At 57.3% G+C, this 5,668-nt stretch carries 6 protein-coding genes; all 6 read right to left on the bottom strand.

The genetic code is table 11. The annotated features are described in order from the left end of the window. Window positions 1-161: 161 nt before the first annotated feature. Window positions 162-848 carry a GAP family protein gene (locus NCN04_RS07115; protein ID WP_250395630.1) on the bottom strand — a complete coding sequence of 229 codons (687 nt, stop codon included), beginning with the start codon at window positions 846-848 and terminating at the stop codon, window positions 162-164. A gap of 61 nt (window positions 849-909) precedes the next feature. Then, window positions 910-1,503 (bottom strand): histidine phosphatase family protein, encoded by a 594-nt coding sequence (locus NCN04_RS07110; RefSeq protein WP_250395629.1) that lies wholly within the window; start codon window positions 1,501-1,503, stop codon window positions 910-912. A 91-nt stretch (window positions 1,504-1,594) separates the two neighbouring features. Further along, a complete protein-coding gene (locus NCN04_RS07105) occupies window positions 1,595-1,945 on the bottom strand; it encodes an acylphosphatase (RefSeq protein WP_048346232.1) in 351 nt (116 codons plus the stop codon). After that, on the bottom strand, window positions 1,894-3,282 hold the full coding sequence (locus NCN04_RS07100; RefSeq protein ID WP_250395628.1) for a cobyrinic acid a,c-diamide synthase CobB: 1,389 nt from the start codon (window positions 3,280-3,282) through the stop codon (window positions 1,894-1,896). Before NCN04_RS07100 ends, NCN04_RS07105 begins: the two co-directional genes overlap by 52 nt. A 16-nt stretch (window positions 3,283-3,298) precedes the next feature. Then, the gene (locus tag NCN04_RS07095) at window positions 3,299-4,594 is read right to left on the bottom strand and encodes a glucose-6-phosphate dehydrogenase assembly protein OpcA (protein ID WP_250395627.1); all 1,296 of its coding nucleotides are present in this window, start codon (window positions 4,592-4,594) and stop codon (window positions 3,299-3,301) included. 59 nt (window positions 4,595-4,653) lie between these two features. Next, window positions 4,654-5,668: glucose-6-phosphate dehydrogenase (gene zwf / locus NCN04_RS07090; protein WP_250395626.1), on the bottom strand; the 1,015-nt coding region annotated here is incomplete at its 5' end.

Raw genomic sequence — 5,668 nt, 5'->3', positions numbered from 1 at the left:
TGAATAATCAATTTCAAGCATTTGTTGCTCTTGATTGATCAAGTTGAGTCGCGTTTGAAGATTGAATGGGACATCCTGAAAATCATTGTTTTCATCTGGTTTCTGATACTCAATGCTTTGCTCCTGTGTTGCCCCACATCCCTCAGCTCCTTCCCTTACGTTTAGGTCATGGTGAGGCCGCTGATTCCTTGCCAACCGAGATAGCTCCCGATCCCAATGCTGACGGCGGCTACAACCAGCTCGCCTCGCGCGAACAGAAGGTCTTTCCCACGCTCCAATACAGGTATAACTTTGTTGCGACCTATCGCAACGGCAACCAAAGGGGTAAGCATTAACAGGCTTGCCCCGATTGTGAAGGCCAAAAGACCAATCAGTTCTTGCCATGTGGGAAGTTGAGCCGCCAAGACAACCCCTGCTGATTTTGCGAACAGCACGAGATCATCAGGACTGGCAACTTCCGCAATAGCACCCAAGAACAACAGCAGTGGGAGGGGCATGTTCACAAAGCGATCAACGCTTGCGGTCCATGCCGGTGGTGTGTCTCCATCGGTCAACGAGCGCAGTAGTTCCCTGCCGCCAACGGCAATTAAGGCCCCACCAGCGAGGAGATCCAAGCCGGTGCGGTGATGGGAGCCTTGCGTCATATCCAGCACCAATGAATGACCCACAGTCACGAGTAAGGCTGATGTCGCCATCGTGGTTAGCACCCATCCCGCTACGAACCAGCCGCCTCGCTTCAAGGGCTGCGGTCCTAGGAGCAGCAGCAATAGAACGGCGATATGGATCGGGGATAGGCCGATGCCAGTGCCATAGGCGAGCAGCTCAGCCCAGAGCGTGGTGTCGCTCATCGTTCAGTGGAAACACAACATTCCAGAGCGATCGTATTAGGGCTTGCGCTTAGACAAGGGCTTAAAACAAGCCGTTGGTGGGGGCATTCCAGCGGGCGATTGCTCGCTGCCCTCGCTCGAAGCCCAAGATGCAGATGGTTCCTGTGCCGAGCTGGAACAAACGTCCACCTGTGGCACCGAGCCCTAACCATGTGCCTGTTAAGGCGCGCAGCACATGACCATGGGCAAACAGTGCAACATCCCCTTCGCTCGGTTCCGCTAAGGCGATGGCAATGCTTTGTTCGCAGCGTTGTTGTACGGCCTCGGCATTTTCGCCATTGGGGCAGCCATGGCTCCAAACGGTCCAGTTGGGTATGCCCTTGCGGATCTCTGAGGTTGTAATCCCCTCGTAATCGCCGTAATCCCACTCTCGCAACGTTTCCATGATGCGTCGTTGTTGGCCAAGACCGCCTAGCTCGCACGTGCGTTTTGCCCGTTCAAGGGGTGAACTAAACACGGCTGCAAACGGATTGGATGTGAGTACAGGCGCAAGTTGCCGAGCCTCTTCTTCTCCTTCAGGCAGCAAAGGAAGATCGGTGCTGCCTGTGTGCCGTCCGTTTTTGGCCCATTCAGTGGCTCCGTGACGAAGCAACCAGAGCCGACGTTCGTTGCCCATGGTGTGGATCAGTGCGCTGTGAATTGGGTTGTCTGTTGCTTGCTTTCGCTGTTGATTGTCTCAGCTGCAGATTGTCGCTGTTTTCTTCCTCTTAAGGCCTTACGTCAAACCAGTCATTGCCAGTCACGGGGATTTTGGAAAGTACGACTCGCTTAACGGTTGCAGCGCTTGGTCCACGTTCACACCACACACGAAGCTCGTTCAAGGCCATCTCGCCTCCTTCCGCCTGAATTTCCACGACACCGTCCTTGAGGTTTCGAACCCAACCACAAAGGCCTAGGTCGAGGGCTCGTCGCCGGCAACTGTTTCTGAATCCCACTCCTTGCACGCTGCCTTCGACTAGGAAGCGCCAGCGCTCCTTCAAGGGCTGCTGTCGCTGGCGAGTGGTTTTTATGAATTCTTCTCGATCTGTGTCGCCACGGTTTCGAGAGCGGCGCGCCATCGGCATGAGATCGTCGAAGAGCTGGCCCAGTGAAGATGCACCCAGCTTGCGTGAACGGTCGGAAGTGCCCATCCTTCTTCTCTGCGATCAACATGCCAGCCATCAACCTGCCACAGCGTTTGCCATTTGCCCACAGGTTCCTCGCTGAGCTGCCAGCGGTGAAATTCATGGCCCATCCACTGATCACCCGCCTTCAGCAGCAAGCTGTTGCGGGTTGCCGTTAGGCGGCGATACCCCACCTGCAATCTCCCGCGCTGGGCGTGAAACGGTAAGACCCCCGCCATTGCATGAGTTTGGCCCTCCCCGTCCATCAAGCTGGTCCCCAGCATCAACATGCCGCCACATTCGGCGTAAAGCGGTTTGTGTTGCAGCCAGTCGCGGAGGCCTGAAAGGCTTTGTTTGCAATGACTGAGTTGTTCCGCATGAAGTTCTGGGAAGCCTCCAGGGATGACAAGTCCATAGGCCGCTTGCGGCAATGGCTCATCCTCTAAGGGGTGCCAAGGGATGACCGGCATCCCTAATGCCTCGAGGCAATCTTGCATCTCGGGGTAACGGAAATGAAAGGCGTTGTCTTGAGCAACGGCCACTGGCAGTGGTTGTCTCTGGGTGTCCTGTTCCAATGCGGTCCCCAACACGGTTTGGATGGGCTCTGTCCCTTTTGCTGGCGCTGCCATTAACCGCTCAAAGACCCCCATCTCGAGATGTTGATCAGCGATCGCTGCCCATTTCCCCAGACGAACGTTTAGTTGATCAAGTTCATGGGCTGGAGCCAAGCCCAAATGCCGACTGGGTAATTCAAGGCTTGAATCCCGCGGAAGACAGCCCAGGCAGGGCACATCAATGGCTGATAAGACATCCTCGAGAAGCAAGCGATGGCGCTCAGTGCTCACTCGATTGAGCACCACACCAGCCAACTGCAAGTCGGGGTCAAGATCACGAAATCCGCTCACGAGGGCGGCGAGCGACCGCGCCTGGCCGCCGGCATCCACCACCAACACCACGGGCAACTTCAGATGTTTGGCCACGGCTGCGCTGCTTCCTTCTCCTGTTGAGCCGATCCCATCGAATAGGCCCATGACCCCCTCCACGAGGGCCAAGTCGCAGCGGCCTCCATACCCATGAAAACTGGTCTTGACCCAGTCAGGTCCGCATAAGGGCAGATCAAGGTTTCGGCAAGGGCGCCCGGCAGTCGCCCCAAGGACTTGGGGGTCGAGGTAATCAGGCCCCACCTTGAAGGGTTGAATGCTCAGTCCCTTCTGTTGTGCCCAGGCGATCAGGTTGAGGCTGAGCAGGGTTTTGCCGCTGCTGCTCGATGGAGCAGCGATCACACAGGCCATGCTGCTCAGCTGGGAATCAACTCAGAAGCTTGGCAGCCAGAGGGGCCGCTGCAGCCAAGAGCGGGTTTGAGGAATCGTGCCCACCCTCAAGAAGACGGGCCATGTCGGCTTCCACGTGCGTATGGAGCAAGGGCACCACCTCTTCCACAAGTTCCATGCTGGCCATGCCCCCGGCTTCAAGGCGCATGCAACCTCCGGATTCCGCGCAGAGAATCACACACATCGCCCCGCCGTGCTCGGGTTTGGAAATCATCCGAAGCCCCACGATTTGCCCAGGATGAATACTTGGCTGTCCCATGGGCACCGGAGACACGCGCAGCGGCACCTCGGTGCCGTCAGGACGTTGGAACACCGCGCTGATACTGGCATCGCCGGTTTTGGCATCGTGTCGATGGGACTCCCTGAGGGTCCAACCCAGTCGATCGGCAATCCAAGCGGCCAATAGGAGGCCTTGGACCGGGTGATCTCCTTCAACATCGATGTCGAGTTGCACGACGTGGCTTAGGGCATCGCGACGATGCGGTGGATCAAACACCATCGCCAGCGTTTGATGCCAGCTGCCGAGCCGTAGCCAATTGAGATCATTCACGGCCTGGCCGCCTGCGAGCCTGTTGGCGAGAAGGCTCAGGCTGTACACGGGATCGCCAAGAGCAGAATCCAGAATGAGTCTGCGAGGAGCGATAGAGAGCTGCTCAAATAACTCAGGTGACTCATCAAGGGGCCCGTTCCACCACACCCAAGAGGGCAGGTCGTCCGGGAGTAGGGGTTGCAACGTGTTGAGTCCTTCCTGCAAGGCCTCTGTTCCGCCGCGGAGTACCACCACATCTCCACAAGCAACGGTGCCCCCCCCTTCTTCCGGTAAGGGGCAGTAGGCGGCCACCAAGGTTTCTAAGGGGCGGCTGGAATCCAGGCTGGGGGCGAAGGTGATCAAACGCCGAGGCCTCAGTGCGCTTAAGGCCCCATCCACATGTTGACCACGAAGGTCATCACTGGTTTTGTTGCCATCAACTTTGGCCAGACTGTTTGATACCGAGCTCCCTAGTGGCGGGGTGCTGAGAGGGAGATCAAGCGCGAGAACTGCTTGACGCCCAGCCTCTTCCACTTCGTCGCGTTGGATGCCCATGATGGGACCCTCGATCCTTCCCGTGCGGACAAGTTGTTGTTCCACCCAGGCTGGCTGCCAGATCAACAGACAAAAGGTGTGGGCCCCAATGTTGCTTGATTGATCGCGGGACCACAACTGATCGAGATAGTGAGGAACTTCCGATGGCGGTAGCTCGAGGGGAGTTTGAAGCGTGAGCTGAGGAGACATGCTGCGACCTGAGGAGAGGCGGTATCGAGGTGAGCTTGGAATCTTGTTGGGGGCTTGAGTTAGGGGCGACGCCAGAGCAGGCCGTCTCGCGCTAGCAGAGCATCGGCAGCGGCAGGTCCCCAAGTGCGTGACTCGTAGGGATGGATGGGCAGTTTCCAGGGACTGTCTTCGATCAGTTCCAGCAGCGGGGTGTAAAGCCTCCAAGCTGCTTCGACTTCATCACTCCGGGTGAAGAGTGTTGGATCACCCAACATGGCGTCCGCCAAAAGGCGCACATAGCCCTCATCTGATGGCTCGCCGAAGGATTCGTCGTAGGAGAATTCCATCTCGACAGGCCGGCTGCGCATACCGGAACCTGGAGACTTCACTTCAAATTTGAATTCAGCGCCTTCATCGGGCTGAATGCGCAGGATGAGCTGATTGGCTGTTGGACTGCCACCGGCAGCATCGAAGAGGTGAACGGGTGCTTCTCGGAAGGTCAAGACCACTTCGCTGAGACGCTTGGCGAGGCGCTTGCCGGTGCGCACATAGAAAGGAACGCCCTGCCAACGCCAGTTGTCGATGAACAGCTTCATCGACACGTACGTTTCCGTGGTGCTCTGTGGATCGACGCCTGGTTCTTGCCGGTAGCCACTGAGAGGTGAACCGTCGCTGCCTCCAGGCCCGTATTGTCCGCGAACGCAGCAGTTCCAGGGTTCAAGTTCATCGGCCAGGCGTGCAGCTTGAAGCACCTTGGCTTTCTCACTGCGAATGGCCTCCGGATCAAAGCGTCCAGGGGTTTCCATGGCGGTAATCGCCAACATTTGGGTCAGGTGGTTTTGCACCATGTCTCGCAGTGCACCCGAGGTTTCGTAGTACCCGGCCCGTTCCTCGACCCCAACGGTTTCAGAGGCCGTAATTTGAACACTGGAGATGTAGTTGCGATTCCAGATTGGCTCGAAAATCGCGTTGGCGAACCGCATCACCATGATGTTTTGGACCGTTTCCTTCCCGAGGTAGTGGTCGATGCGAAAGATTTGGTTCTCTTGGCCGCAGCCTTGAACCACTCTGTTCAAGGATTGGGCGCTGCCGTAG

Origin of the sequence: Synechococcus sp. MU1655, from assembly GCF_023630655.1 — a bacterium.
Classification (GTDB): Bacteria; Cyanobacteriota; Cyanobacteriia; order PCC-6307; family Cyanobiaceae; genus Synechococcus_C.
Note: the sequence above shows the minus strand (reverse complement) of the source record. Positions and strands in the feature narration are given on the sequence as shown.